Genomic DNA, 23,665 nt, shown 5'->3' on the forward strand with positions numbered 1-23,665 from the left:
CGCCCGCTCGCCTTAGGATCACCGTCCCCCGAACCGATGAGTAGCGTGCACACCGCCCGGCCTGTCCGAGAGAACGGGGGCAGCATGGCATGAGGAAACGAGGCGGGGATAAGTTCTGCGCTTGGAGCGCCTCTCCGCGTCCCGCCGAAGGCGGGCCATCCCCTACTGGGCCTCGGAGCGCCGCGGCCTTCGACAGAAGAGGCGCGAGGGGCGGCGTCGTGCCCCGCTAGCAGTGCTGCGCAGGACAGGAAGTCGGGCGCTGGCCCCCGGGACGGGCCCGGGGTGACGGTGAGTGGGGACGGGTGTCCATGCTCCCGTAGGCGACATCGCAGAGCGGGCGGGGGCGGTGTCGGCACGCTCTACCGGCCCTTCCCCCAGCATTCCGATCCGATCGTCTCCATGTTCCGGCGGGAGTTCCGTGGCTGCGCCGAGGCAGCCGCGGCGATCTCGAACGAGCACGACCCGGGCGAGGCGCTCGCCGTCTGGCTTCAGCGCTACGCCGAGTTCATCCAGGCCAAACGCGGCCTACGAGTCGCTGCCTGACGACTTCGAAGAACGATCTAGCCCGTCCTGCGCGGTCTGCTCGATCGGGCCGCCGCGAGGGGAAAGACACGGGCGACGCCGAACCGTCCGCGCCATAGGCCGCGGCTCGACCGCCCCTAGCCGGCCGCGCAGCCGACCCGATTGCGCTCGGCGCTGAGGCGGGCCTTCACGCTTTGGCTCGCATCGGGGAACTTGCTTTCGCTCGCCGCGAACAGCTTGCAGGCTTCGTCGGCACGGTCGAGGCGGGCGAAGGCCGTCCCGAGCTTCAGGTAGGCCTCGGCCGCACGGGGGTCCTCCGGGTAGGAGCGAACGTGGTCGAGGAAGGTGCTCGCGGCTTCCTTGTAGGCACCGGTCGCAAGGTAGATCTCGCCGAGGAGGTACTTCGCCTCCGGCGTGCGGACGCCCTCGGGGAACTTGGCGCTGTAGGCGGCGAAGGACGCCTCCGCACGGGGGTAGTCGCCCGCCAGGAGCGCCTCGTAGGCGACGTCATAGGCCTCGTCCGGATCGTCCGGCAGTTCGACCATGGTCGCGGGTTCGGAAGTCGTGCTTCCCTCGCCGGCTTGGACGGCCTCGGCGAGCTCCTGCGGCTGCGCGCCTTCATCGGTCTCTTCGGCGCCGCTTACCGTCGGACCGGCCATCGGGTCCGGCGTTCCGATCACCTCGAGCATGGTGTTGATCTGCCGCTGCTGGCTCGCGAGGCGGAAGGTCAGCTCCTCGATCCTGCCGGTCAGCTCGGCGACCTGCTGTTCCAGCTCCTGAAGGCGGATGACGGTGGAGGCGTCTGCCGCCGGCGCCTGGCGAGGCGCGGGCTGCGCGGCCAACGGACGCTGGCCGCCCTCGACCGAGTAGACGCTGGCCTGAAGGTCGCGCACCGCCTCCTCGACCGCGGCGAGCCGGTCCGCAGCGCGGTCGTAGCTGCCGGCGAGACCGCGGCCGGCAGGCTGCGCCTGGACCTGCGCGAGGGCCGGCACGGTCACGGTCAACGCGGCGATGCCGACGAAACTACGGGAAAGAAGGTGGCGCATGATTGCCCCCGGGGCTGTTCTCATTCGAAGCCGCCTTCTACCACGTCTTGTCGGAGGTCAAAGGCGCAGCCCAGATCACGCTGCGTGACGAACCCTTCGCAGCTGTTCTGCCGGCCTGCGAAGCGTGATAGCCGCGGCGGCGATGGCCACTCCCGTTCTCCGCATCCGCCTGTGGCTCCGCCACGCGCGACAGCGCGCGCTGACGGTCACCTCTTGGAAGGTGTGGGTGCTGGCGAGCGTCCTCGGGGTCGTCACCGCCTACGCCGTCCTCGGCTTCATCATGTCGGTCGAGTACCTGACCTCGCTGTCCTACGGCGAGGGCACGGCGTCGCTGGCGCGCGGGGCACGGGGATTGGACCCGGCACGGGCCTTCATCGTGCCGGTGATCGGCGGCTTCCTCGTCGGCGGCCTTCTCTGGCTCGCGCACAGGATCGGGGTGCTCGCCACCGTGCGATGCCAAGGCGTCGCGGAGGTCATCGAGGCGCGGGCGAGCCCGCCGGGCACCGTGTCGGTCGCGGCCGGCGCGGTGAACACGCTGGCCACCGCGCTGGCGCTCGGCACAGGCGCGAGCGCCGGACGCGAGGGGCCGTCGGTCTTCATCGGCGGCGCCCTGGCCACCTATCTTACCGACCGCTTCGGCCTGTCGAGCCGGGAGGCGCGCACGCTGATCGGCTGCGGCGCGGCGGCGGCCGTATCGGCCGCGTTCAACGCGCCGATCGCGGGCGTGCTCTTCGCGCTCGAGGTGGTGCTTTCGAACTACGCCCTAAGCGTCTTCGGCCCGGTCGTCCTCGCTTCGGTGCTCGCGGCCCTCATCAACCGCGCGCAGCTGGGGGACCTCCACCGCTTCGTCATTCCCGACTACGGGCTCGCCAGTGCCTACGACGTGCCGCTCGGCGCCATTCTCGGCGTCATCTGCGGTGCGGTCGCCTGGACGTTCCTTCAACTCGCGGCGAAGGGCCGCCGGATCGCCCGCGGCCTGATCTCCCGCCGCAGGGTCGAGCCTGCCCTCCTCCCGCCGATCGCCGGCGTCGGGATGGGGGTCGTGGCGCTGTTCCTGCCCGAGGCGCTCGGGGTCGGGTACGAGGCGACGAGCCAGGCGATCGCGGGTCAGTACACGCTGACCCTGCTGACGATCCTGCTCGTCGCGAAGATCCTGGCGACCGTGCTGTGCCTGTCCTGCCGCTTCGGCACCGGCGTGTTCTCCGGCGGCATCTACCTCGGTGCGATGTCCGGGGCGGCCTTCGGCCTTTGCCTGAACCTCGCCTTCGGGCCGGCGGTGGCGAACCCGACCTTCTACGCGCTGGTGGGAATGGGCGCCGTGTCGGGTGCGATCATCGGCGCGCCGATCTCGACGACGCTGATCGTGTTCGAGCTGACGGGCGATTACGGCATGACGGCGGCGCTCATGCTGGCGGTCGGCGTGGCGAGCCTGATCGTGCAGGTCTTCTTCGGCTCGTCCTGGTTCCACTATCAGCTGAACCAGCGCGGCTACGACCTGTCGGACGGGCCGCAGGGCGTGATCCTTCAGACGATCCGGGTGCGTGACGTGATGCGGTCGATGCCGGAGAGCGCCGCCCCCCTCGAGGAGGGCGCGCCGCGCCTCCTCGCGTCGCAGGGCCTAGGCGAGGCGCTGGCGCGGATGCAGGACCTCGATCTCGACGGGATGCCCGTCGTCGCCGACGTGGACGACGACCGCATCGTCGGAACGCTGACGCAGATCCGGGCGCTGCGGACCTACAACAAGGCGCTGATCGAGAGCCACATCGAGCACCACCGCTAGGCAGGCCGGCGCGGCCGTCCTATGCCGGGCGCATGTCCGAGACCGCACCCCTCGCCATCCGCATCCTGCCCGTCACGCCTTTCCAGCAAAACTGCGCGATCCTGCGCGCCGCCGACGGCAGCGCCGCGGTAATCGATCCGGGCGGAGAGATCGACCGGATCCTCGCGACCGCGAAGGAGATGGACGCGCGTATCGAGAAGATCTGGCTGACGCATGGCCACCTCGACCATGCCGCCGGCGCGATGCTCCTCAAGGAGAAGACCGGCGCGATCATCGAAGGGGCGCATTCCGACGACGCGTTCTGGCTCGACAGCCTGGAGACCGTTTCCGCTCAGTACGGTTTCCCGGGCGACAACCGGAACTGCACGCCGGACCGTTGGCTGGACGAGGGAGATACGGTCGAGATCGGCGGCGTGGCGTTCTCGGTTCTGCACACGCCCGGCCATACGCCTGGGCATGTGGTCTTCTTCAACGAAGCCATGCGCCTCGCCTTCGTCGGCGACGTTCTTTTCAAGGGTTCGATCGGCCGCACCGACTTCCCAAGAGGCGATCACGCCGCCCTTCTCGCCTCTGTCCGCGACAAGCTGTGGCCGCTCGGAGACGACGTTCGCTTCGTGCCCGGCCACGGCCCGATGAGCACGCTCGGCGAGGAGCGGCGCACCAACCCCTTCGTCGGCGGGAGCGCGGCGCGCTAGCTCGGCCAGCCGGTCCGACCGGGAACGTAGCCGTCCGGCCAGAAGCCGCGTTCGGGATCGGGGGCCGGCGGGCTCGCTTGCGGCGCAGGCTCAACGGGCGCTGGCGGCGCCGGCTCGGCCGCCTCGTCTTCGGCGACGATCTGGTCGGCGAGCCTTGCGTAGGCAGCGGAGCAGGCCACTAGGATCAGCAGCGTCGGATACATGTACGCGACGAAGCTCGTCGTCGCCATGACGGTACAGAAGCCCGGCAGCGCGACGCCGAGCGCGACGCCCCGGTTCCATCGCGCCGCGCCGTCGGGGGTCGAACGGTCGATGCGGGAGACCGCTTTGACGACCCCCAGCCATGCCGAGACGATCATGCCGACGAAGAGGATCAGGCCGACGAGGCCGTAGGGCAGAACGATCTGGATGAAGCCGTTCACGAAGTCGATGATGCCCTGCCCCTGAACGAGGTCGGCGAAGAACGGGCTCGTCGCGTAGTCGGTGTTCCCGAATATCGGATAGGCCTTCACGTGCCGAACGGCGGCTTTGAGCAGTTCTTCCCGGTAGGCGAAGGTGCCGTACTCGTCGATCGACGAGAAGCCAGTGGCCGATAGAGTTTGGTAGAGCAGGAAGGCACCCGCCACGCCGCTCGAGACGTACAGGACCTTCGCCGACGTCGTCTTGAGCAGGAACATCAGGTAGGCGGCGACCATCACCATGCCCGCCAGCAGCACGCCTCTCGACCCGGTCGAGAACATCACCAGGATCACCGCCGGCAGCCACGCCCAGGCGAGGGCTCGGTACCGAACGAATTGATCTCTCAGCAACAACAGGCAGGCCCCGGCGAACGCGATCCAGAAGCCGAAGTCCACAGGTGACATCGGTCCGGAGATCCGGAACGTGCCGCCACGGAAGGCCGAGGCGTTGAAGCTGCTCGATAGACGGATGTTGAAGTAGTGGTTCCAGCGCTGGACGGCGCCGATCGTCCCGATCGAAAGCAGGAACATCGAAGCATAGAAAAGGCCGCGTAGCATGAGCTCCGCGTCGCGAGGCGTCCGCGGGGCGCGCGACAGCACGAAGTAGACGAGCGGCAGGCCGAGCAAATCGTATATTCGAAGACGGGCAGTGTTCGTGAACGTGTCGATCGCACGGAAGCCCAAGAAGAAGGTCAACGTCGCGTAGGCGATCACCCACTTGTCCGTGGCGCTGAGACCGGCCCCCTTTTCCCTTCTGGCGATGATGGCGATGGCAGTCGGTATGAGAACGGCGAAGGCCAATGCGCGGGCGTTGTTCAGATCGAACAAGTAGTTGATACCCGGAAAGGGCACGAGCCAGCTGAAGCCCGCGGGTATGACGAAGAGGAAGGCAGGGTAGAGCGCCGCCGCCGCCACGCTGTCCCTCGGCCGTAGAATGAGGGCGAAGACGAGGATCGCGAGCAGGATGACCATCGGGTTCGCGAGGCCGAACAACAGGGCGGTCGCGCCAACGTAGTAAATGAGCGCCGTCTTGTAGATCGTCTCGTCCGCCAGCCGCGGTCGCGCCGCTGCACCGAGCGCTATCGCGACCAGCACAAACAGGCCCGCCTTCATGACGTAGATGTTCTGGATCATGCGGCCTTGGTCTTTTCGAACTCGCTCATGACCTTCGCGTAGAAGGCCTCGGTCTCAGCAGCTAGCACGTCCGGGGCCAACCGTACCGCGGCCCACGCCGCCGCCGCCTTTCCCAAGCGCTCGGCCTCGTCGGGCTTAGCCAGAAGGTCCCGCAAGGCGGCCGCCGTGGCCTTCGCGTCCCCAGGCGGAACCAGCAGACCGTTCGTCCCGTCTTCGATAAGCTCGTTCAGGCCGTCGACATCAGTCGCGACGACGGCCTTGCCGGCTACCATCGCTTCGGCCGCTGTGTAGCCGAACGTCTCGTAGCGGGAGGGGTTCAGGATCACCGCCGCACGCCGCCTGAGCTCGGCGATCTGCTCGGGACTCTGCACGCCGTGATAGACGAAGCGATCCCGATACTTTTCGGGAACCGCCCGCGACAAGTACTCCTCGAAGCCGAGGGTTTCCGCTCCCGTGACGATTCCCGTCTCGAAGCCGCAGAGGTGGAGGCGAACATCCAGCCCCTCCGCGATCAGCGCCGCTACGGCATCGATGGCGACGTCCGCGCCCTTCCGCTGATCGATGCGGCCGACGAATACGATCGTCCCTGCCTCCACCGACGACGTGTCGGCACGCGCAGGGGCTGGAAGCGGGTTGAAGATCACTTGCGACAGCGCGGTCTCGCCGAGGTAGGGCCGCATCGTGCCCATGGACGGCGCGGTCAGCCCCTGCGCACCCCGGATCGCGGCCAACTCGTCGGCGACTCGCGATCGGTCCGCCTCGCTCGGCTGCGTTCCCAGAGCTTCGACCGCCTCGCGCCAGGGGCCATGCAGTCGGGCCACCACGGGCACGCCGGGCAGGGCCCGTCCGATCGAAGCGGGGATGCCGAAGCTCTCCTCACTCTCGACGATGTCGACTGGCTTCGCGTCGTGCAGCGCGCTGAACGCCCGTGCGATGCCGTCCTCCCTTTCGGCAGGGGCACCGAGCAAGCTGCCGGCCCGCCGCAGCAGACCGGCCAACCCGCCGCGTCGCGCCGCTTTCACGGTCTCGACGCGAACGCTTCGGTCATACGCACCGCGTAGATCGCGCGTGACGATGGTGACCTCGTGGCCGCGCGCTTGCATGGCGGGCACCGTATGCTGCAGCGCGGTCACGATGCCGTTCGGCCGCCCTACCCCCGGTGGCCAAAAGGGAGAGTAGTAGGCGATATGGAGTGGTCTTGGCATAGTGGAGCGCCTAGCAACGATCGTCCCAAAGCCCTAGACGGAACCGATCGACGGCTCTCTCCGGGCAACGACTCCTTCCCACCTGCGACGAGCAAGGACGCGTCGGTATGAGCGCAACCAATACGCAGCCGAGACGGCTCCGCACGGTCGTCACCGGCTGGACGCGAAACTCGTCGATCGCTCTTGTGGCGAACGCCGGCGGTTCGTCCCTCGTCCGCTTCGCCTCCAACCTCGTTCTAAGCCGCCTTCTCGCGCCGGAAGCCTTCGGCGTCGTTCTCTTCATCACGTCCATCCAGTTCGTCATGGCGTTGTTGAGCGAGACCGGCATCGGCGCGTTCATCATCCGCAGCGAGAAGGGCAACGCCCCGCACGTTCTCGACACGGTCTGGACGATCAGCGCGCTCCGCGGCTTGGCGCTCGCCTTGATCGGGGTCGTCATCGCCCCCTTCGTGGCGCCTCTGCTCGGACAGGGCGAATATACGACCGTCCTGCAAGTCTCCGCGCTGACATTCCTCATCGCGGGCCTACGATCGCCCGCGGCGAACACTCAACGCCGCGAGCGGAAAGACTATTACAACTCGCTCGTCGAGTTCGGCGTGTTCGTCTTGACGACGGTGCTGACGTTGCTCCTCGCATGGTGGCTGCGAAGCTATTGGGGGCTGATCCTCGGCACTATCGGCGGCAGCGCGATCGGGACGGTGGCGAGCTACGTCTGCTACAAGGGATCGTGGCGCCGCCTTAGAATCGATCGCGACGTCGCGATGGAGCTTTGGCGGTTCTCGCGCTTCATCGCGGCATCAAGCGCGCTGACCATCGTGATCGTCCAATTCGACAAGTTCTTCATCGTCGGCTCCATGCCGATGGAGGTGGTGGGCCTCTACAGCATGGCCTGGAGCCTCGCGATGATGCCGGAGAAGCTGGTCGTCCAGTTCTCGCGCCGTGTCTTCTATCCGGAAGTCGCGCACCAGATCCGGCAGGGGCCTGCAACGCCGCGAACCTACCATCACCCGATCCGGGTCATCCGCCCGCTGGTCGGCTTCGTCTGCGGCGGCGCGGTCACCTTCGGACCGACCTTCTTCGAGATCTGTTTCGACCCGCGCTACCTGACGGCAGGCGCGTTCTTCTCGATCCTCTGCGTCAGGCCGATCCTGGCCGCCTTCAGCAGACCTGCCGAGAACATGATGGTGGCACTAGGCCATCCGCGCACGAAGTTCACGGCGGACGTGATGAGGGCGGCCTACTTGCCGGTCGCGGGTTGGGTAAGCTTCCACTACTTCGGCGTCTGGGGCCTGTTGGTGGCGGTGACCGCAGTCGAGCTTCTTCCAATTCTCTACTACACCGTCCTGTTGAAGCGGCACCACGTGTTCCAGTTCCGCCGGGAGGTTCCGACCCTCGTGGCGGCTCTCGCTGGCCTCGCGATCGGCGAGGGGATGGCGTTGGGTTGGGACCTTATCGCTGGGTAACACGCGCAGTGAGTCGGCAGGCGCGGACCTGGCGTGAGAGCGGAAGCTCCCCCTGAGACGTGATCGCTATCCGGACGGTGCGCGCCTTGCATCGCGCTTCGTTCAGATGCCCAATTCGCTCCAACTCGTTGCGAGGGCTTCAGGCCATCCAGGGAATGCCATGCTGAGCCACGAAACCGCTGCGCCACTCGATCATGTCGCCATCATCATCGGTTCGATGAAGGGGGGTACTTCGACGCTGTTCTCATACCTCTCGGCGCACCCGCAGGTCGCGGCCTGTCGCGAGAAGGAACCCATCTTCTTCGCTTCACTCTACAAATGGGGGAAGGGCCGCGCTTACTACGAGGGCTTGTTCGACTTCGACCCGAGCCGCCACGCCATCGCCCTCGAAGCGACGACCGACTACGCGAAGTTTCCCTATCTCGACTACGTGCCGGGGCGGATGGCCCAATTGCCCTACGCGTACAAGTTCATCTACCTGATCCGCCACCCGCTACGCCGCATCGAGAGCCACTGTCGCCACGTCCAGAAGACCAAGCGTGAAGTCCTCGGCATTCCGCCGAACCGAGCGGACTACTCGCTGGAGCACGGCGTCCCCGAAAGTGCGATCGAGTTCTCTCGATACGCCCGTCACATCGACGCCTATAAAGAGGCCTTCGGTGACGCCTCGATCAAGGTCCTCTTCTTCGAAGACCTGATCTCGGACCCGCAGGGCGTCCTGAACGACGTGACGGACTTTCTCGGCATCGACGCGCTCGCGTTCGAGAAGCCTGTGCATAGGAACGAGGGCGCCAGGGCCCGTACGAGCCGACGGTGGGACTCGTTACGGCGACTGCCGGTACTGCGCATGCTCTGGCGCCGGCTGGTCCCTTCGTCGCTTCGAGACCGCGCTTATCGGACCCTCGGCAAAGAGGCGATGCCCGGGCGTTTCGTAATGACGAAGGGGGAGGAAGCGGCCGTCCTCCGAGAACTCGCACCGGACCTCCAACGGCTGCGCGACGTGCACGGGATCGACTTCGAGCGGCGTTGGAACCTCGATCTCGACGCAATTCTTCAAGAAGCGTCCGGAGCACGTTGCCCTGTCGCGCAGGCCTCTTTAGACCCGGCGCCGTTTGCTCGAACGGACGCCGACCATGCCAAAGCGCACAGACCTGAACACGATCCTGATCATCGGCGCGGGGCCGATCGTTATCGGACAGGCGTGCGAGTTTGACTATTCGGGCGTGCAGGCCTGCAAAGCACTTAAGGAAGAAGGCTACCGCGTCGTCCTGGTGAACTCGAACCCGGCGACGATCATGACCGATCCGGGGATGGCCGACGCGACATACGTCGAGCCCATCACGCCGGAGTTCGTCGAGCGAATCATCGCCAAGGAGAAGCCGGACGCCCTTCTGCCGACCATGGGCGGCCAGACCGCGCTCAACTGCGCGTTGGAGTTGGAGCGCCGGGGCGTCCTGGAAGAGCACGGCGTCGAGATGATCGGGGCGCGCGCGGACGCGATCGACAAGGCCGAGGACCGCGAGAAGTTCCGCGCCGCCATGGATACGATCGGTCTCGAGAACCCGCGCGCGACCATCGCCTCCTCGCCCGCCATTCGCGACGAGAATGGACGCATCACCGGCTACGACCGGCACCAAGGCGTGGCGCGCGCCATGGCCGCGATCGACACGATCGGCCTGCCCGCGATCATCCGCCCCGCCTTCACCCTCGGCGGCACGGGCGGCGGCGTCGCCTACAACCGCGAGGAGTTCGAGCGGATCGTGCGCGCCGGGATCGAGGCCTCTCCGGTCGGACAGGTCCTGATCGATGAGTCGCTGCTCGGCTGGAAGGAGTACGAGATGGAGGTGGTCCGCGACCGTGCGGACAACTGCATCATCATCTGCGCGATCGAGAACGTGGACCCGATGGGCGTGCACACGGGCGATTCGATCACGGTCGCGCCCGCCATGACGCTGACCGACCGAGAGTACCAGGTCATGCGCAACGCCTCGATCGCGGTCCTGCGCGAGATCGGGGTCGAGACCGGCGGCTCGAACGTCCAGTTCGCGGTGAACCCCGAGGACGGCCGCCTCGTCGTCATCGAGATGAACCCGCGTGTCTCGCGCTCCTCCGCCCTCGCCTCCAAGGCCACGGGCTTCCCGATCGCGCGCGTCGCGGCGAAGCTCGCCGTCGGCTACACGCTCGACGAGCTCGGCAACGACATCACGGGCGGCGCGATGCCGGCGAGCTTCGAGCCGTCGATCGACTACGTCGTCACCAAGATCCCCCGCTTCGCCTTCGAGAAGTTTCCCGGGACGCAGCCGGTCCTGACGACCGCGATGAAGTCCGTCGGCGAAGCGATGGCGATCGGACGGACGTTCCAGGAGTCGCTTCAGAAGGCCCTTCGGAGCCTCGAGACCGGGCTCTGCGGCCTCGACCCCATCGCGATCGAGGGGATCGGCGGGGACGACGACGTCAACGCCTACAGGCGCGCCCTCGCGGCGCCTACGCCCGAGCGCCTGCGCGTGACGGCCGAAGCGATGCGTGCAGGCATCCCCGTCGAGCAAGTGCGCACGATCACCGCCTACGACCCGTGGTTCCTCGAGCAGATCCGCGGCATCGTGGATGCGGAGGAGGACGTGGCGGCGCGCGGGCTTCCGTGCACGGCTGAAGGCTTGCGCCGCCTCAAGGCGATGGGCTTCTCGGACAAGCGGCTCGCTCAGCTCGTGGACGGGACCGAGGAAGAGGTCCGCGCGCACCGGCGGTCCCTGGGCGTGCGGCCCGTCTTCAAGCGCATCGATACCTGCGCGGCTGAGTTCCGCGCGGTGACCCCCTACATGTATTCCGCCTACGAGCCCGGCGGGTTCGACGAGGCGGAGCCCTCGGACCGGCAGAAGGTGATCATCCTCGGTGGCGGGCCCAACCGGATCGGCCAGGGGATCGAGTTCGACTACTGCTGCTGCCACGCCGCCTTCGCGCTCGCCGATGCGGGCATCGAGAGCGTCATGGTCAACTGCAACCCCGAGACCGTCTCGACCGACTACGACACCTCGGACCGGCTCTACTTCGAGCCGCTGACGGCCGAGGACGTGCTCGAGATCGTGGCGAAGGAGCAGGAGGCGGGTACCCTCCTCGGGGTCATCGTCCAGTATGGCGGCCAGACGCCGCTCAACCTCGCGCGCATCCTCGCGGACGAGGGCGTTCCGATCCTCGGCACGCCGGTCGAGGCGATCGAGCTGGCCGAGGACCGCGAGCAGTTCCAGAAGCTGGTCGCCCGCCTCGGCCTTCACCAGCCGAACAACGCGACGGCGCCGTCCAAGGAGACAGCCGCGCAAGCTGCCGAGAGCGTCGGCTACCCGCTCGTCACGCGCCCCTCCTTCGTCCTCGGCGGCCGCGCGATGGAGATCGTCCGTGATGGGCCCTCGCTCGAGCGCTACCTCCAAACCGCGCAGATCGAGGTGACGCCCGCCTCGCCCCTCCTCCTCGACCAGTACCTCGCCGCCGCCGTCGAGTGCGACGTCGACGCGATCTGCGACGGCGAGGACGTCTGGGTCGCAGGGGTGATGGAGCACATCGAGGAAGCGGGCGTGCACTCCGGCGACAGCGCCTGCTCCTTGCCGCCCTACACGCTGAGCGACGAGACGATCGAAGAGCTCAAGGCCGAGACCGTGGCGCTGGCCAAGGCGCTCGGCGTGCGCGGCCTGATGAACGTTCAGTACGCGATCAAGGACGGGACGATCTACCTCCTCGAAGTGAACCCCCGCGCGTCGCGCACCGTGCCCTTCGTCGCGAAGACGCTCGGCGTGCCGGTCGCGCGGATCGCGGCCCGGGTGATGGCGGGGGCGAAGCTGTCCGAGTTCGACCTGCCCTCCGAGCCGCCGAAGCACACGGCGGTCAAGGAAGTCGTCTTCCCGTTCTCGCGGTTCCCCGGCGTCGACACGGTCCTGGGCCCCGAGATGCGCTCGACCGGCGAGGTCATGGGCATCGACCAGGACTTCGACCGCGCGAGGGCCAAGAGCTTGCTTGCGGCGGGAACCAAGATTCCGCTATCGGGCTGCGTCTTCGTCTCGGTGAAGGACCCGGACAAGGAAGGCATCACTGCGCCCGCGCGCGCGCTCGTGGAGATGGGCTTCTCTCTGATGGCGACCGGCGGCACCGCCGACTGGCTTCGCAAGGCAGGCCTCGAGGTGAAGCGGGTGAACAAGGTTCTCGAGGGCCAGCCGCACATCGTCGACGCGCTCATCAACGGCGACGTGCACATGATCTTCAACACCACGGAGAGCGCCGTCTCGATCGCGGACAGCCGATCGATCCGAACGACGGCGCTGCAGCGGCGCATTCCCTGTATCACGACCCTCTCCGGCGCGAAGGCGGCGGTGCGCGCGATCAGGGTTCTTCGCCAGGGCGCCCTTGAAGCGGCCCCTCTCCAGTCCTACAATTAGGGTTCGGACCTGACGGGGCGCCGTACCGGGCTATCTGGCTCGGCGGCGCCTTTTTCGTCTGTTCCGCCGCCCGTTCGGAGAGAGAAGACCATGGACAAGTTCCCGATGACGCGCGCCGGCTTCGATAAGCTCGAAGCGGACATCAAACACCTCAAATCCGTCGAGCGCCCGGCCGTGATCCAGGCGATCTCGGAGGCGCGCGCGCATGGCGATCTGTCCGAGAACGCCGAGTATCACGCAGCCAAAGAACGCCAGGCCTGGATCGAAGGCCAGGTCCTCGACCTTGAGGACAAGCATTCCCGTGCGCAGGTCATCGACGTGACGACCCTGTCCGGCCCCGACGTGAAGTTCGGCGCCACCGTGACGCTGATCGACGAGGACACCGAGGAAGAGAAGACCTACCAGATCGTCGGCGACCTCGAGGCCGACGCGAAGGCAGGCCGCATCTCCGTCTCCTCGCCGATCGCTCGCGCGCTGATCGGCAAGGAAGAAGGCGACTCGGTCGAGGTCGCGGCCCCTGGCGGCGCCCATGTCTACGAGATCGCCAAGGTCGTCTACAGCTGACGACTGCAATGGCGGCTTGAGGACGGGGTGGTCGCGGCTACCTCCCGTCCATGACCGATCCTAGCGAGAAGACCTTCATCGTGACCGGCGCCAATACCGGCGTCGGGCTGGAAACGGCGCGCGGCCTCGCCGCCGCCGGCGCCAGCGTCGTCATGACCGCCCGCGACAGAGCCAAGGGCGACGCTGCCCTCGCCGATGTGCGGGCGAGCACCGGTAACGGCAAGGTTTCCCTGTACCTCCTCGACTTGGCGAGCCTCGATGACATTGATCGCTTCGCTGAGGAGGTCCTGGCCGACATTCCGCGCCTGGACGGCCTGATCAACAATGCAGGCCTCGGCACGACGGCGAAGGGCAAGACGAAGGACGACTTCGAACTCGTCGTCGGGACGAACTATGTCGGTCCCTTCCACCTGACGGAGCGTCTGCTGCCCCGCCTTCTCGACACGGCGGAGCGCCACGGCGAGGCGCGCGTCGTGAACGTCTCTTCGCTCGCCCACGCCTTCGCCAGGCGCTTCGATCCGGACGACCTCTTCCCCTCGCCTCGCCCCAGATCCCGGGACGCCTACGCCGAGAGCAAGCTTGCCAACCTTCTGCACGCCCGGGAACTCGCCCGCCGCTACGGGGCGAAGGGCCTGCGCGCCCACGCCGTGCACCCTGGCTTCGTCGCGTCGAGCTTCGGGCGGAAGGAGCATTTTCCCGGTCCCTGGCAACTCGTCTTCGGACTGACGAAGCCGCTTCAGATTCCGCCCGAGAAGGGCGCACAGCCCTCCTTGCACGCCGCGCTTTCGGACGAGGCCGGGCGGCTCAACGGCACCTACTTCGTCAAGTCGAAGCCCAAGCAGCCGCACCTGCCGACCGATCCGGACGCGGTACAGACCCGCCTCTGGAACAACACCGAAGGGCTGATCGAAAGATCACGGCAGGCCTGAGCGCCTTACCAGGTGGTAGCGCAGCATGGCCAAACCAAGGTCATTTCGAGCCTGACGCTTCCGTGAATACCCGATCGGCAGCGGCGCGCCATCTCCTGTTTCAGCGGTGATCTCACCGCCCTACCGGAGGAACGTCATGACCAAGATCTACCTCGCTACCATCTCCGCGCTGGCCCTCGGGCTCGGCGGGACCGCGCTCGCGCAGGAGGCCGATTCCGCCTCTCCGACCTCACAGGACGAACGTCAGGTGATGGACGGTCAGACCGGTGCCGAGGACACCTACGACGCCGACCAATATGACGGCGCCTACTATGACGACGAGTACGAGGACGGCATGGAGGCCCAGGGCGACGCGAACAACGACCCTGGCGAGCCGCTGACCGAAGGGTCGATGGACGAGTACGATCCCGACGGCACCTACTACGGCACGATGACCGACGACGAGCGTTCGCTCGACGACGAAGCCGAGTCGGACCTCACGACGACGCCGCAGCCGCCGCAGCCCGAAGCCGAGTAAGCACACCGTAGGAAGGGGGCGGGAAACCGCCTCCTTTAGTCCTTCGTGAGAACGGGCTAGCCATTCTAACGAATGGCAGAGCTTCGTCCCGTTTTCCTCGTCGTGGGGATCTTCCTCACCGCGCTCGGCGTGGTGATGACGGTGCCGATGCTGGCTGACCTCGGTTCGGAGGCGCAAGGCGCGTCGGCCGACCGCAAGGCGTTCGGGCTGTCGGCGATGATCTCGGTCGCGACGGGCGTCGCCATGGCGTCTGCTTGCTGGGGCCGGATCGAGGCCCTGACGACGCGTCAGGGCTTCCTCATCACCACGCTTTCATGGGTCGCCCTCGTCACGGCGGCATCCCTGCCCTTCGCGTTCGGCCCGCTCAGGCTCGGCCTCACGGATTCCTTCTTCGAGGCGATGTCGGGTTTGACGACGACCGGCGCGACCGTCGTCCTCGGTTTGGACGACGCGCCGCGCGGTTTCCTGCTGTGGCGTTCGATCCTGCAGTGGATCGGCGGCATCGGCGTCATCATCATGGCGATCGCCGTCCTCCCGTTCCTGTCCGTCGGCGGCATGCAGCTCTTCCGCATGGAGTCCTCCGACAAGTCCGACAAGATCCTGCCTGGAGCCAGTCAGCTCGCGAGCGCGATCTTCGCCCTCTACCTCGGCCTGACCGGGCTCTGCTTCACCGCCTATTGGGGCATGGGGATGAGCGCGTTCGACGCGGTCAACCACGCCATGACCACCATCGCGACGGGGGGATACTCCACGCACGACGCCTCGTTCGGCTACTTCCTGTCTGCAGGCCACGTGCGGGGACCGGTCGACCTGGTCGCGACGCTGTTCATGATCCTCGGCTCGCTTCCGTTCGGCGCCTACGTGCTGATGTTCAGGGGCCGGGTATCGGCGCCGATCGGCGACTCCCAGGTGCGGTTCTTCCTGGCGGTCGCGATCGTCTTCACCGGCGTGATCGCCGCGCGGATCATGACGATCTTCGATTACTCGATCTTCGACGGGTTCCGCTTGTCGGTCTTCAACGTCGTATCGATCATGACGGGGACCGGCTACGCCAGCACCGATTACGGGCTGTGGGGCCCGTTCGCGATCGGCTTCTTCTTCTGCATCATGTTCGTCGGGGGCTGCGCCGGGTCGACCTCCTGCGGGCTCAAGATCTTCCGCCTTCAGGTCGCCCTCGCGGCGCTCGCGATCTACGCTCGGCGCCTCGCCCACCCGCACCGGGTGACCATCGCGCGCTACAACGGACGGCCGCTGAACGAAGACGTGGTCGTCTCGGTCCTGAGCTTCTTCTTCATCTACTTCGCGACCTTCGCGACCGTGGCCGTGCTCCTGTCGCTGTTCCAGCTCGACGCGGTGACGGCCCTTTCGGCGGCGGGGTCGGCGGTGGCGAACGTCGGCCCTGGACTCGGCGACATCGTCGGACCCGCCGGGAACTACGGCCCCCTGCCCGCGGGCGCGAAGTGGCTGCTCAGCATCGCCATGCTGATGGGGCGGCTCGAACTCCTGACGGTGCTCGTCCTCTTCGTGCCGAGCTTCTGGCGGCGTTGAAGCCGAACGGTTTGCCCTCTACTTCGCGGGCATGGCTCCGCCCCTCCTCACCCTCAAAGACATCCGCCTCACCTTCGGCGGCGATCCGCTCCTCGCCGGCGCCGCGCTCGACGTTCGCGAAGGGGACCGGGTCGCGCTCGTCGGCCGGAACGGCTCGGGCAAGTCGACCCTCCTCAAGATCGCGGCAGGCCTCGTCGAGCCCGACGGAGGCGAGCGGACGCTGCGCGGCGGCGTTTCGATGCGCTACCTGGAGCAGGAGCCGAGCTTCGAGGGCTACCGCACGATCGACGAGGCGGTGCGCTCGGGCCTGAACGACACGGACGACCACGCCTTCATCGGGCACGTCATGGAAGACCTCGGCCTCGACCCTGCGCGCGCGCCGGTCGGCCTGTCGGGCGGCGAGGGCCGCCGTGTCGCCCTCGCCCGGGCGCTGGCGCCTCGGCCGGACATCCTTCTCCTCGACGAGCCGACGAACCATCTGGACCTCGGCGTGATCGAGTGGCTCGAGGATCATCTTCGCAGCGCCCGCGCAGCGCTCGTCCTCATCAGCCACGACCGCATGTTCCTGACGCGGGTCACGACGCGCACGGTCTGGCTCGACCGCGGCGAGACCCGCAGCTTGGACAAGGGGTTCGGCGCCTTCGAGGACTGGCGCGACGAGACCTACGAGCAGGAGGAGCGCGACGCGCACAAGCTCGACCGGCAGATCGTGCGGGAGGAGCACTGGCTGACCTACGGCGTCACCGCGCGGCGCAAGCGCAACGTCCGCCGCCTCGGCGAGCTTCAGGGCCTGCGCCAGAAGCGCGCGACGCTGCGGCGGCCGCAAGGCGCGGTGACGATGGCGGCGGCGGAGGCCGAGGGGTCCGGCAAGCGCGTGATCGAGACGAAGGGGCTGACGTTCTCCTACGCCGAGCGGCCGATCGTGGAGGATCTGTCGATCCGCATCGACCGGGGCGACCGCATCGGCATCGCGGGGCCGAACGGCGCGGGCAAGACGACCCTCGTGAAGCTGATGACGGGGCAGATCGAACCGCAGTCCGGCGAGGTCGTGCACGGCACGCGGCTGGAGTTGACGACGCTGGACCAGCAGCGCGAGGGGCTGACCGAGGGGGTCCGCCTCGTCGACGCCGTCACCGGCGGGCGCGGCGACATGGTCTCGGTCGGCGGGGAGCAGCGCCACGCGATGAGCTACCTCAAGGACTTCCTCTTCCGGCCCGAGCAGGCGCGCCAGCCCGTCTCGGCGCTGTCGGGCGGGGAGCGGGGGCGCCTCGCGCTCGCCATCGCCCTGGCAAGGCCCTCCAACGTCCTGATCCTCGACGAGCCGACCAACGACCTCGACCTCGAGACGCTCGACGTCCTCGAAGAGGCGCTCGACGCCTATCAGGGGACGGTGATCTTGGTCAGCCACGACCGCGACTTCCTCGACCGGATCGTGACCAGCACGCTCGTTCCCGTGCCGGAGGAAGGCGAAGGACGCTGGCGCGAGTACCCCGGCGGCTACTCCGACATGAAGCGGCAGCGAGCCGGGCAGCCCGCCGAGGACGAGGCGGCCCAGAAAACCGCGCCTGCCGCGCCGCGGGTCCAGACCCGCACGGCGAAGCTGTCCTTCAAGGAGCAGCACGCGCTGGACACCCTGCCGGACACGATCGCTTCCCTGGAAGCGGAGATCGAGGCGCTGCAGGCGGAGCTCGCCGACCCCGCCCTCTTCACCGCGAAGCCCGACCGCTTCGCCGCGGCGAGCAAGCGTCTGGACGCGGCGCAAGGCGAGCTTTCGGGCGCGGAGGACCAATGGCTCGAGCTCGAAGAGAAGCGCGAGGCGCTTGCGTCGTGACAGTAGGCCCGTCCCTCCTCGTCGTCTTCGACCTCGACGGTACGCTCGCCGACGTCGAGCATCGGCGGCATCACGTCACGGGCGGCAACAGGCGGTGGGACGCCTTCTTCGCGGCGGCGAAGGACGACCCGCCGGTCGCGGCCGTCATCGCGGCCTTTCACGCCATGAAGGCGGCAGGACACGAGGTTCAGGTCTGGTCGGGACGGTCGGACGCGGTGCGTGCGGACACGGAGGCTTGGCTGGAACGCCATGGCCTCCAACCCGACCGGCTGATCATGCGCCGGGCGCGGGACAACACGCCCGACGACGTCCTCAAGGAAAGCTGGCTCGACGCGGCGGACCGCAAGCCGGACCTCGTCTTCGACGACCGCGACAAGGTCGTCGCCATGTGGCGCCGCCGGGGCGTTCCCTGCTTTCAGGTGGCGCCCGGCGACTTCTGACGCCGCGTTAGTGGGCGGCGTCCTCGTTCACGTCGGTCTCGGCGAGCATGGAGAGGTAGTCGTCGGCTTCGTAGATGTCGTCGAGCCCCTCATCGAGACGCTTGGCGTCGTCCGACAGGCCGAGTTGCCGCGCCATCGCCTTACAGGTGCCGTAGGCGGCAAGGCCGTAATGCGACATGCGCTGCATCTGCGTGATGATCGCCGCGTCCTGGACGGACGGGTCGCCGAACTGGGCTTCGAGGCCGTGGGCACGGCCCTCCTTCACGAGGCCCTCCATGCCCTTGCAGTGCTCGCCATTGGGGTCGGCGTCGTGAGCCTGGATGATCGACTTCAGCGTCTCGTTGTGCTCGGCGATCTTGTCCTTGCTCGTGCTCAGCATGGACTTGAGCTTGGGGTTCTTCGCCGCGCCGTGAAACTCGGACACGACCGCGGCCATCTGCTTGTTGGCCGAGTAGTTGTCCTGAAGCTGATCGACGTAGAGGTCTTTGAGGCTGTTCATGCTGGCCATGACGGTGTTCCGTTTCCTTGCGGTGGACCTCGAAGGTCCGTGCTTTGGAAACGGGAAGCACCGACGCCAAGTTCCGAACGCCGACGGTGAAAGGCTGTCAACCTTGCGGCGAGGACCGGTCTTTGAGGCGCGGGGAAGTGGTACTCCCTAGGGGAATCGAACCCCTCTTTCCAGGTTGAAAACCTGGCGTCCTAACCGATAGACGAAGGGAGCGCCTGGCCGACGATGTCGGTGAAGGGGCGTATAGAGGGGCCATGCGAGGGGTTCAAGAGGAGAATGGGCGGCAAGCCCGAGTAAGTGAGTTGGAGCGTACGGCGTATGCGTTCAGCTTCACCGTACTTTCTTGCCTGCTCGCATGCGCAGGGCTTCTCTTCACACCCTTGCCATGGTGGGCGGGGTTGATGGTGGCGCCGTTCGCCTTTCCGTTCGGGTACTCGAAGTGGGGTCAGGCAGTCGGCGCAAGCTGGTGGGACGTCGCGACGTTCTTTTCCTGAGTTCTAGGCGAACGCCCCGTCCTCGACGTGCAGCTGCGCGGCGTCGCCGCCGCGCCAGTCGTCGGGTTTGATGCGGCCTGCCAAGTGGACGGGCGTGCCGTCCTGAGCGCCTTGAATCAGCGTACCCAGCGGCTCGCCGAGCGTGCCGAAGGCGATGGCGCGAGCGGTGCGGCCCATGCGGTCGCTCATGGTGAAGGCGAGGTGGCGCTCGCCGACGACCCTGACATCCTTGAGCCGGATGTCCTTGAGCGCGAATCGCGGCTCCGGGTTGCCCTGACCGTAGGGGCCCGCTGGCGACAGCGCCTCGCAGAAGGTGCGCGTGACGCTACCGACCGAAAGCGTGCCGTCGAGCACCAGGCTGCGTTCGGCCGTCGCGCGGCGCAGGTCGTCCGCGACGTGAGCCGCCAGCCAAGCCTCGAAGGGTTCGACCTGTTCGGCCCTGAGCGACAGGCCGGCCGCCATCGGGTGGCCGCCCCCGCCCTCGATCACGCCTGCCTCCGCCGCGGCCGAGACCGCCGCCCCGAGGTCGACGCCGGGAACCGAGCGGGCCGAGCCCTTGCCCTCCCCGCCCTCCGTCGCGATCACGACCGCCGGGCGGTGGAAGCGCTCCTTGAGCCGGCCCGCAACGATGCCGATGACGCCGGGGTGCCAGCCCTCGCCCGCGACGACGATGGGCGCGTGCTCGGGCTTCTTCGCCGCCTGCCGCCGCGCCTCGTCCAGCACCTCTCGCTCGACACCCTGCCGCGCGCCGTTGAGGGACTGGAGCTGCCGCGCGAGCGCCTCGGCCTTGGCCGGGTCGTCGGTCGTCAGAAGCTCGTAGGCCGTCCGCGCGTGGCCGATCCGGCCCGCCGCGTTGATGCGCGGCCCGATCTGGAAGCCGAAATGCGAGGCTACGGGCGGCCCCTTGGCGCCCGCGATCCGCGCCAGCGCCCGCGCCCCGATATTGCCGCCCGCCGCGTCGTCGAGCGGCCCCATGACCCGCAGGCCCTGCGCCACGAGCGTCCGGGTGAGGCCGGTCAGAGGCATCACGTCGCAGACGAGGCTGAGCGCGACGAGGTCGAGCCACTGAAGCAGCTTCGGCTCGGGTGCGGCGATGAATCGGCCCCGCCGCCGGAGCTCCCTGTTGAGGCCCACCAGCACCATGAAGACGACGCCCGCGGCGGAGAGCCCGCCGAGGCCCGAGCTGTCGTCGGGCCGGTTGGGGTTCACCTGCGCCAATGCGGGCGGCAGCGGCACGCAAGGGACGTGGTGGTCGATGACGACGACGTCGAAGCCCTCGTCCCTCGCCTCGCCTAAGACGCTGTCGGCGTGCGCACCGCAATCGAGGGTCACGATCAGCCGCGCGCCCTTGGCGCCGAGGTCCCGGAAGGCAGGCAGGTTCGGTCCGTACCCTTCGGTCAGCCTGTCCGGCAGGTGGACGACGTGCGGCACGCCGAGTTCGCGCATGTAGCGCGAGAAGAGCGCGCAGGAGGTCGTCCCGTCGACGTCGTAGTCGCCGAAGACGCCGATGGTCTCGCCGGAAGCGACGGCGTCCGCGAGCCGTGTCACGGCCGCATCCATATCCTTGAGGACGTTCGGGTCCGGCAGGTTCGCCTTCAGGGACGGGCGGAGGAACGCTTCGGCGGAATCGAGACCCACGCCTCGCCCGCTCATCACCTCGGCGAGAACCGGGTGCACGCCGAAACGCTGCGCGATCGCCTCGGCGTCGCGGGCCGAGAACTCGCGGCGGACCCACGCCCGGCCGGTGACCGATCGCGGCACGCCGAAGGGGTCCGGGGCGGTGGTCTCGCTGAGCGCGTCGAGCATTCCCCACACTCGCACGATGCGCGAGTCGGCGAAAGCTGGCGAAGGCGCGACGAAGCGCTTACATCACGCCCATGGCCGACGGTTCCGACACCCCCACGATCACCCTCACCGACAGCGCCGCGCGGCGGATCGCGGAGATCCTGTCCGGCGAGGCCGAAGGTTCGATGCTGCGCATCGCGGTCCTGGGCGGCGGCTGTTCGGGGTTCCAGTACGACTACTCGATCACGACCGAGCGGGAGGACGGCGACCTCCTCCTCGAGAAGGAAGGCGGGCGGGTGCTGATCGACGAGACGTCGCAGCAATACATGCCCGGCGCGACCATCGACTACGCCGAGGAGCTGATCGCGGCGGCGTTCAAGATCGACAACCCGATCGCGACGTCGGGCTGCGGCTGCGGCACGTCGTTCAGCCTTTGAGACTTGGGGCCGCCGCGCTCTAGCTTCCCTTCCATGAAGCGAGACGGACGAACGGTCGCCAAGCGCGACCTGCCCGAGAAGACCTGCGCTGCGTGCGGGCGCCCCTTCGCGTGGCGCAAGAAGTGGGCGCGGGACTGGGACGCGGTGCGCTACTGCTCGGACCGCTGCCGCAAGGCGGGTGTGTCGTGAGCGGGCGGTTCGCGGAAGGCGCGCGCGCCGCCGTCTTCGGCGCGTCGGGCGGGATCGGCGAGGCCTTCGTGCGGGCCTTGGTGCAGGACGACAGCGTCGCCGAGGTTCATGCCTTCTCCCGCCGTCCGATCCCGAGTGTCGGCAAGGTCACGGGCCTGGTCTGCGACCCTTTGAACGAGGACGACCTCGCCGGAGCAGCGGGAGGACTGCGCGCGGGCGGACCGCTCGACCTCGTCATCTGCGCCGTCGGCACGCTGCACGGCGACGGCTACGCGCCCGAAAAGGCCTTCGGGCAGCTGACGCCTGGGGCCTTCGAAGAGGTGATGCGGATCAATGCCCTCGCCCCCGCCCTCGTCGCGAAGCACACTTGGCCGCTCCTGACCGAGAAGCGCCCGTCCCGCCTCGCCCTCCTCTCGGCCCGCGTCGGATCGATCGCCGACAACCGTCTTGGGGGCTGGCACAGCTATCGCGCCTCGAAGGCGGCGCTCAACATGCTGATCAGGGGGCTGAGCATCGAGGTGGCCCGGAAGAACGAGAACGCCGTCGTCGTCGGCCTGCACCCCGGAACGGTCGACACGCCGCTCTCGCAGCCCTTCCAGCGCGGCGTGCCGGAAGGAAAGCTCTTCACACCGGACTACGCCGCAGGCGCGATGCTCGACGTACTCGCTGCGCTCGGCCCGGAAGCGAGCGGCGGGGTGTTCGACTATGCGGGCGAATCGGTGCCAGCCTGATCGGCAGAGACTGGCAATGAAGGTGGTGGGCGTACCAAGGATCGAACTTGGGACCCCTTCCATGTCAAGGAAGTGCTCTACCGCTGAGCTATACGCCCGTGCCGGTTGCCCGGCAGGGGGACGCAATAGCGGCGCCCCCCGGAAGGTTCAAGCCGAAACTACGCGGTTTTGCGCGGTTGCAGGATTTCGTCGCCCGTCAGGTTGTAGCGGCGGGCGCGGCGGTCCATCAGCGTGCGCCAGTTCCCCATGCTCATCAGCTGCGCGTAGAGGATCGGCAGGATGTTGCTCTTGCGCAGCTCGAGGTACTTGTCGTCCGCGAGGTCCTGAAGGCGCTTCTCCTCGACGCCGATGTAGCGGGCGAAGGGCTTGGCCTCACCGCCCTCGGGCGTGAACTGCGCGACCTGGTCGGCGAGAAGGTCGTAATTGGCGAGGTGCGTCGCGAACTGCTGCGTGATCGCACGGTCGCGCTCGTATTGCTGGCAGTAGTCGATCGCCTGCTGCATCTCGGCCGACGGGCCGGCGTCGCCGAAGAAGGGCAGCGTGCCGCCCTGCTGAATGCCTTCATAGGCCTCGTCGACGATGATCGCCATGCGCGGGTTGCTCAGATCGGAACCCCTGTCCGCCGCGAGGGCGAAGGGGTAGCGGCGCAGGTAGCCCGGCACGTAGGCGCGTTCGTCCCAATCACCCGTGTTCTCGACGAACAGGTTGTCGTCGTCGATCAGCCCGACCACGGCGAGGGGCAGCGGGTTCTTCACGTCCGCGAAGATGATGGGGTAGTGCTTCATCGCGGTCGCGACCTCGGAGACGGTCAGCGGGACCGCGCGCACCGCCTCGGCGAAGCCGAAAGGCCGCTCGGGCCGGGAGATGCCGAGGCCGGCATGCTTCTCGCGGGTCAGGAGCTCCGGCTTGCGGAACAGGAACATCTGACCTTGGAGGGTCGGCGCGGCGGCCGGGGGCGTTTGGCTCAT

Annotated in this window: 21 protein-coding genes and 2 tRNA genes; 15 read left to right on the forward strand and 8 right to left on the reverse strand. The window is 67.8% G+C overall.

The window, feature by feature from the left end; all coding sequences use genetic code 11:
* The first annotated feature begins 399 nt into the window (after nt 1–399).
* Nucleotides 400–543: a hypothetical protein gene (locus GGQ59_RS12635; protein ID WP_183819183.1), complete on the forward strand. Its 144-nt coding sequence runs from the start codon at nt 400–402 to the stop codon at nt 541–543.
* 116 nt (nt 544–659) lie between these two features.
* Here the strand turns inward: GGQ59_RS12635 and ybgF are convergent, their stop codons facing one another.
* Nucleotides 660–1,592, reverse strand: a complete 933-nt coding sequence (gene ybgF, locus GGQ59_RS12640; protein WP_183819185.1) for a tol-pal system protein YbgF — start codon at nt 1,590–1,592, stop codon at nt 660–662.
* 118 nt (nt 1,593–1,710) lie between these two features.
* On the opposite strand from ybgF, the gene GGQ59_RS12645 reads away from it, so the two are divergent.
* Together GGQ59_RS12645 and GGQ59_RS12650 are read left to right on the forward strand one after the other, a co-directional pair.
* Nucleotides 1,711–3,348 (forward strand): chloride channel protein, encoded by a 1,638-nt coding sequence (locus tag GGQ59_RS12645; RefSeq protein ID WP_183819187.1) that lies wholly within the window; start codon nt 1,711–1,713, stop codon nt 3,346–3,348.
* 32 nt (nt 3,349–3,380) lie between these two features.
* Nucleotides 3,381–4,043 carry an MBL fold metallo-hydrolase gene (locus GGQ59_RS12650; protein ID WP_183819189.1) on the forward strand — a complete coding sequence of 221 codons (663 nt, stop codon included), beginning with the start codon at nt 3,381–3,383 and terminating at the stop codon, nt 4,041–4,043.
* Here GGQ59_RS12650 and GGQ59_RS12655 read toward each other — a convergent pair.
* Together GGQ59_RS12655 and GGQ59_RS12660 are read right to left on the reverse strand one after the other, a co-directional pair.
* Nucleotides 4,040–5,635, reverse strand: a complete 1,596-nt coding sequence (locus GGQ59_RS12655) for an O-antigen ligase family protein (RefSeq protein ID WP_183819191.1) — start codon at nt 5,633–5,635, stop codon at nt 4,040–4,042. The two genes, GGQ59_RS12650 and GGQ59_RS12655, sit on opposite strands and share 4 nt — an antisense overlap.
* A complete protein-coding gene (locus GGQ59_RS12660; protein WP_183819193.1) occupies nt 5,632–6,768 on the reverse strand; it encodes a glycosyltransferase in 1,137 nt (378 codons plus the stop codon). Before GGQ59_RS12660 ends, GGQ59_RS12655 begins: the two co-directional genes overlap by 4 nt.
* A gap of 179 nt (nt 6,769–6,947) precedes the next feature.
* Here GGQ59_RS12660 and GGQ59_RS12665 point away from each other — a divergent pair, with 179 nt between their 5' ends.
* The 9 genes from GGQ59_RS12665 to GGQ59_RS12705 all read left to right on the forward strand — a co-directional run bounded on the left by GGQ59_RS12665 (nt 6,948) and on the right by GGQ59_RS12705 (nt 18,553).
* Complete coding sequence (locus GGQ59_RS12665) at nt 6,948–8,303, forward strand: oligosaccharide flippase family protein (RefSeq protein WP_183819195.1); 1,356 nt, start codon at nt 6,948–6,950, stop codon at nt 8,301–8,303.
* Nucleotides 8,304–8,463: 160 nt separating this feature from the next.
* A complete protein-coding gene (locus GGQ59_RS12670; RefSeq protein WP_183819197.1) occupies nt 8,464–9,516 on the forward strand; it encodes a sulfotransferase family protein in 1,053 nt (350 codons plus the stop codon).
* Entirely contained in the window at nt 9,437–12,724 is a 3,288-nt protein-coding gene (gene carB / locus GGQ59_RS12675) for a carbamoyl-phosphate synthase large subunit (RefSeq protein WP_183819199.1), read from the forward strand. The genes GGQ59_RS12670 and carB overlap by 80 nt, the downstream gene beginning before the upstream one ends.
* A gap of 90 nt (nt 12,725–12,814) precedes the next feature.
* Nucleotides 12,815–13,288, forward strand: a complete 474-nt coding sequence (gene greA / locus GGQ59_RS12680; protein ID WP_183819201.1) for a transcription elongation factor GreA — start codon at nt 12,815–12,817, stop codon at nt 13,286–13,288.
* A gap of 50 nt (nt 13,289–13,338) precedes the next feature.
* Nucleotides 13,339–14,217 carry an SDR family oxidoreductase gene (locus GGQ59_RS12685; protein WP_183819203.1) on the forward strand — a complete coding sequence of 293 codons (879 nt, stop codon included), beginning with the start codon at nt 13,339–13,341 and terminating at the stop codon, nt 14,215–14,217.
* Between the two features lie 136 nt (nt 14,218–14,353).
* Nucleotides 14,354–14,734 (forward strand): hypothetical protein, encoded by a 381-nt coding sequence (locus tag GGQ59_RS12690; protein ID WP_183819205.1) that lies wholly within the window; start codon nt 14,354–14,356, stop codon nt 14,732–14,734.
* Between the two features lie 72 nt (nt 14,735–14,806).
* The gene (locus GGQ59_RS12695; protein WP_183819207.1) at nt 14,807–16,282 is read left to right on the forward strand and encodes a TrkH family potassium uptake protein; all 1,476 of its coding nucleotides are present in this window, start codon (nt 14,807–14,809) and stop codon (nt 16,280–16,282) included.
* Nucleotides 16,283–16,313: 31 nt separating this feature from the next.
* Nucleotides 16,314–18,113, forward strand: coding sequence for an ABC-F family ATP-binding cassette domain-containing protein (locus GGQ59_RS12700; RefSeq protein ID WP_183819209.1), 1,800 nt, complete (start codon nt 16,314–16,316; stop codon nt 18,111–18,113).
* The gene (locus GGQ59_RS12705; protein ID WP_183819211.1) at nt 18,110–18,553 is read left to right on the forward strand and encodes a phosphatase domain-containing protein; all 444 of its coding nucleotides are present in this window, start codon (nt 18,110–18,112) and stop codon (nt 18,551–18,553) included. Before GGQ59_RS12700 ends, GGQ59_RS12705 begins: the two co-directional genes overlap by 4 nt.
* Nucleotides 18,554–18,560: 7 nt before the next feature.
* Here the strand turns inward: GGQ59_RS12705 and GGQ59_RS12710 are convergent, their stop codons facing one another.
* From GGQ59_RS12710 to recJ, 3 genes are all read right to left on the reverse strand, one after another.
* Nucleotides 18,561–19,061 carry a YciE/YciF ferroxidase family protein gene (locus tag GGQ59_RS12710; RefSeq protein ID WP_221401036.1) on the reverse strand — a complete coding sequence of 167 codons (501 nt, stop codon included), beginning with the start codon at nt 19,059–19,061 and terminating at the stop codon, nt 18,561–18,563.
* A 138-nt stretch (nt 19,062–19,199) separates the two neighbouring features.
* Nucleotides 19,200–19,274 (reverse strand) — tRNA-Glu (locus tag GGQ59_RS12715).
* Nucleotides 19,275–19,558: 284 nt separating this feature from the next.
* Nucleotides 19,559–21,361 carry a single-stranded-DNA-specific exonuclease RecJ gene (recJ, locus tag GGQ59_RS12720; protein WP_183819213.1) on the reverse strand — a complete coding sequence of 601 codons (1,803 nt, stop codon included), beginning with the start codon at nt 21,359–21,361 and terminating at the stop codon, nt 19,559–19,561.
* A 71-nt stretch (nt 21,362–21,432) separates the two neighbouring features.
* Here recJ and GGQ59_RS12725 point away from each other — a divergent pair, with 71 nt between their 5' ends.
* Genes GGQ59_RS12725 through GGQ59_RS12735 form a run of 3 tightly spaced genes read left to right on the forward strand, consistent with a single transcriptional unit; the run spans nt 21,433 to nt 22,697 of the window.
* Nucleotides 21,433–21,777: a HesB/IscA family protein gene (locus GGQ59_RS12725; RefSeq protein WP_183819215.1), complete on the forward strand. Its 345-nt coding sequence runs from the start codon at nt 21,433–21,435 to the stop codon at nt 21,775–21,777.
* 33 nt (nt 21,778–21,810) lie between these two features.
* The gene (locus tag GGQ59_RS12730) at nt 21,811–21,966 is read left to right on the forward strand and encodes a DUF2256 domain-containing protein (protein ID WP_183819217.1); all 156 of its coding nucleotides are present in this window, start codon (nt 21,811–21,813) and stop codon (nt 21,964–21,966) included.
* Complete coding sequence (locus GGQ59_RS12735; protein WP_183819219.1) at nt 21,963–22,697, forward strand: SDR family NAD(P)-dependent oxidoreductase; 735 nt, start codon at nt 21,963–21,965, stop codon at nt 22,695–22,697. Before GGQ59_RS12730 ends, GGQ59_RS12735 begins: the two co-directional genes overlap by 4 nt.
* Nucleotides 22,698–22,720: 23 nt before the next feature.
* On the opposite strand, the gene GGQ59_RS12740 is transcribed toward GGQ59_RS12735, so the two are convergent.
* Nucleotides 22,721–22,795, reverse strand: a tRNA-Val gene (locus tag GGQ59_RS12740).
* Between the two features lie 60 nt (nt 22,796–22,855).
* Entirely contained in the window at nt 22,856–23,665 is an 810-nt protein-coding gene (locus GGQ59_RS12745; protein ID WP_183819221.1) for a SapC family protein, read from the reverse strand.

Source organism: Parvularcula dongshanensis, assembly GCF_014199615.1.
Taxonomy (GTDB): Bacteria; Pseudomonadota; Alphaproteobacteria; order Caulobacterales; family Parvularculaceae; genus Parvularcula; species Parvularcula dongshanensis.

Bases quoted from the DNA above. Each gene is read 5' to 3' on its own strand.
- GGQ59_RS12635 (WP_183819183.1), top strand. From the start codon at position 400: ATGTTCCGGCGGGAGTTCCGTGGCTGCGCCGAGGCAGCCGCGGCGATC.
- ybgF (WP_183819185.1), bottom strand. From the start codon at position 1,592: ATGAGAACAGCCCCGGGGGCAATCATGCGCCACCTTCTTTCCCGTAGT.
- GGQ59_RS12645 (WP_183819187.1), top strand. From the start codon at position 1,711: ATGGCCACTCCCGTTCTCCGCATCCGCCTGTGGCTCCGCCACGCGCGA.
- GGQ59_RS12650 (WP_183819189.1), top strand. From the start codon at position 3,381: ATGTCCGAGACCGCACCCCTCGCCATCCGCATCCTGCCCGTCACGCCT.
- GGQ59_RS12655 (WP_183819191.1), bottom strand. From the start codon at position 5,635: ATGATCCAGAACATCTACGTCATGAAGGCGGGCCTGTTTGTGCTGGTC.
- GGQ59_RS12665 (WP_183819195.1), top strand. From the start codon at position 6,948: ATGAGCGCAACCAATACGCAGCCGAGACGGCTCCGCACGGTCGTCACC.
- GGQ59_RS12670 (WP_183819197.1), top strand. From the start codon at position 8,464: ATGCTGAGCCACGAAACCGCTGCGCCACTCGATCATGTCGCCATCATC.
- carB (WP_183819199.1), top strand. From the start codon at position 9,437: ATGCCAAAGCGCACAGACCTGAACACGATCCTGATCATCGGCGCGGGG.
- greA (WP_183819201.1), top strand. From the start codon at position 12,815: ATGGACAAGTTCCCGATGACGCGCGCCGGCTTCGATAAGCTCGAAGCG.
- GGQ59_RS12685 (WP_183819203.1), top strand. From the start codon at position 13,339: ATGACCGATCCTAGCGAGAAGACCTTCATCGTGACCGGCGCCAATACC.
- GGQ59_RS12690 (WP_183819205.1), top strand. From the start codon at position 14,354: ATGACCAAGATCTACCTCGCTACCATCTCCGCGCTGGCCCTCGGGCTC.
- GGQ59_RS12695 (WP_183819207.1), top strand. From the start codon at position 14,807: ATGGCAGAGCTTCGTCCCGTTTTCCTCGTCGTGGGGATCTTCCTCACC.
- GGQ59_RS12700 (WP_183819209.1), top strand. From the start codon at position 16,314: ATGGCTCCGCCCCTCCTCACCCTCAAAGACATCCGCCTCACCTTCGGC.
- GGQ59_RS12710 (WP_221401036.1), bottom strand. From the start codon at position 19,061: ATGGCCAGCATGAACAGCCTCAAAGACCTCTACGTCGATCAGCTTCAG.
- recJ (WP_183819213.1), bottom strand. From the start codon at position 21,361: ATGCTCGACGCGCTCAGCGAGACCACCGCCCCGGACCCCTTCGGCGTG.
- GGQ59_RS12725 (WP_183819215.1), top strand. From the start codon at position 21,433: ATGGCCGACGGTTCCGACACCCCCACGATCACCCTCACCGACAGCGCC.
- GGQ59_RS12730 (WP_183819217.1), top strand. From the start codon at position 21,811: ATGAAGCGAGACGGACGAACGGTCGCCAAGCGCGACCTGCCCGAGAAG.
- GGQ59_RS12745 (WP_183819221.1), bottom strand. From the start codon at position 23,665: ATGAGCCAAACGCCCCCGGCCGCCGCGCCGACCCTCCAAGGTCAGATG.